The sequence below is a fragment of the Rhodococcus sp. O3 genome (assembly GCF_048897285.1).
Classification (GTDB): Bacteria; Actinomycetota; Actinomycetes; order Mycobacteriales; family Mycobacteriaceae; genus Rhodococcus.
Genome location: NZ_JBMBTE010000267.1, coordinates 1 through 2,474, shown reverse-complemented (window position 1 = coordinate 2,474; position 2,474 = coordinate 1). Strand labels below are relative to the sequence as shown.

The following is a 2,474-nucleotide window of genomic DNA, read 5'->3' as shown; positions in this document are numbered from 1 at the left end:
GATGGCGGTGGTCACCGACGTCGCCGGCGACCTGTCCGGTTACCTCGCCGACCTGCCGTCCGATCCCGGCGCCCTCGACACCCTGCTCAACCGCCAATCCGAACTCAAGGCCCTGACCCGCAAGTACGCCGCCGACACCGACGGGGTGCTCGCCTGGGCCGAGGAGGCCCGAGCCCGGCTGTCGAAGATCGACGTGTCCGCCGACGCGCTGGCCGAACTCGCCGCGACCGTCGAGTCCGCCGGCGCCGCGACCGTGGAGGCCGCGCAGGCCCTGTCCGCGGCCCGGCACAAGGCCGCGGCCCGGCTCGCGAAGGCCGTCAGCAAGGAACTGTCCGGCCTCGCCATGGGCCGGGCGACCCTGGACGTGCAGGTCCGTGACCGGGAGGCCGCCGAGAAGGACGCGGCGCCGCTGACGATCGGGGACCGGGTCCTGCACGCCGGGGAATCGGGGACCGACGAGGTCGAATTCCGGCTCGCCGCGCACAGCGGCGCCCAGTCGCTTCCGTTGGCGCGCAGCGCATCCGGCGGCGAACTGTCCCGGGTGATGCTCGCGCTCGAGGTGGTGCTCGCCGCCTCCGAACGCGGCGCCACCATGGTGTTCGACGAGGTGGACGCCGGGGTCGGGGGCCGGGCCGCGGTCGAGATCGGGCGGCGGCTGGCCCGGCTGTCGCGCACCCACCAGGTCATCGTCGTCACCCACCTGCCGCAGGTCGCGGCGTTCGCCGACACGCACCTGGTCGTCGACAAGGTCGACGACGCCGGTGGGGTGGTCAGCAGCGGGGTGCGCACCCTCGACGAGACCGAACGGGTCGCCGAGCTGGCGCGGATGCTGGCGGGTCTGGACGACACCGAGACCGGCCGGGCGCACGCCGAGGAACTGCTGGCGATGGCCCACGCCGAACGGCAGAGCTGATTCGGGCCGAACGACCGAGGCGGGCCGGATCGTGCCGAGCGGTCCGTAACCGCGGCTCGCGTGTCGTCCGTTCGGCGCGCCTCCGTTACCGTGCCGCGACCCGGGTTCATCATCGATGCCATGAAGATGCCGGCTCTGCTGTCACGCAATAACGAAACGTTGCCCGGAGTGAGCGGCATTGCCCGGGTCGACAAGAACACCGCGAAGCTGCTGCGCCGGGTCGGTCCCGGCGACATCGTCGTCCTCGACGCGGTCGATCTGGACCGCGTCACCGCCGACGCCCTCGTCGAGGCGGGGGTCACGGCCGTGGTCAACGCGTCGCCGTCGATCACCGGCCGTTACCCGAACCTCGGCCCGGAGGTGCTCGTCGCCAGCGGGGTCGCGCTGGTGGACAACACCGGCACCGAGCTGTTCAAGAAGGTCAAGGACGGCGCGAAGATCCGGCTGTACGAGGGCGGGGTCTACGCCGGGGAACGGCTGCTCATCCAGGGTGAGGAGCAGACCGAGGCGGAGATCTCCGATCGCATGATCGAGGCGAAGACCGGACTCGTCGACCATCTCGAAGCCTTCTCCGGCAACACCATCGAATTCATCCGGTCGGAGAGCCCGCTGCTCATCGACGGCGTCGGGGTGCCCGACATCGACGTGGACCTGCAGGACCGGCACGTCGTGGTCGTCGCGGACGGGCCCGATCACGTGCAGGACCTCAAGGACCTCAAGCCGTTCATCAAGGAGTACTCGCCGATCCTCATCGGTGTCGGCGCCGGCGCGGACACCCTCACCAAGGCCGGCTACCGGCCCGACCTCATCGTGGGTGATCCCGAGCAGATCGGCACCGAGACCCTCAAGTCCGGCGCCGAGGTCGTGCTGCCCGCCGACCCGGACGGGCACGCCCCGGGCCTCGAACGCATCCAGGACCTCGGGATCGGCGCCATGACGTTCCCGGCGGCCGGCGCCCCGGCCGATCTGGCGCTGCTGCTCGCCGACCACCACGGTGCCGCGCTGATCGTCACCGTCGGCAGCACCGTCTCCCTCGACGAGTTCTTCGACCAGGGACGCCGGGACACCAACCCGTCGGCGTTCATGACCCGCCTGAAGGTCGGGCCGAAACTGGTCGACGCGAAGGCCGTCGCCACGCTCTACCGCAGCCGGGTCTCCGGCGGCGTGATCGCCCTGCTCGTGTTCGCCGCGCTGATCGCCGTGATCGCCGCGCTCATCGTCTCGAACCTCGGCGGCGAGGTCGTCGACTGGGCGGTGCAGCTGTGGGACGACCTCGTCGAGTGGGTGCGGGGGCTGCGCGCGTGATCTCTCTGCGCCAGCACGCCGTGTCCATCGCGGCGATCTTCCTGGCACTGGCGGTGGGGATCGTGCTCGGCTCCGGGCTGCTGTCGAGCAGCCTGGTGTCCGGGCTGCGCGACGACAAGGCCCGGATGCGCGACGAGCTGCAGGCCGAACAGGACCGCAACAGTGTGCTCACCGAGCGGCTCAACGCCGCGGACGGGTTCGACGCCGCGGTCGCCGGGCGGGTCGTGCGCGACACGCTCGCGGGCCGCACGGTGCT

2 protein-coding genes and 1 pseudogene are annotated in these 2,474 nt (G+C 71.5%); all 3 read left to right on the top strand.

What is annotated here, in order from left to right; all coding sequences use genetic code 11:
* Window positions 1–913: pseudogene (locus ACN675_RS28725) on the top strand (DNA repair protein RecN); the annotation flags it as partial.
* Between the two features lie 120 nt (window positions 914–1,033).
* On the top strand, window positions 1,034–2,218 hold the full coding sequence (steA, locus tag ACN675_RS28720) for a putative cytokinetic ring protein SteA (RefSeq protein WP_197251819.1): 1,185 nt from the start codon (window positions 1,034–1,036) through the stop codon (window positions 2,216–2,218).
* Window positions 2,215–2,474, top strand: a 260-nt coding sequence (locus ACN675_RS28715) for a copper transporter (protein ID WP_420754048.1), incomplete at its 3' end; no start/stop codon positions are given. The genes steA and ACN675_RS28715, both read left to right, overlap by 4 nt.

Coding starts and splice junctions, on each gene's coding strand:
- steA (WP_197251819.1), top strand. CDS start 1,034: ATGAAGATGCCGGCTCTGCTGTCACGCAATAACGAAACGTTGCCCGGA.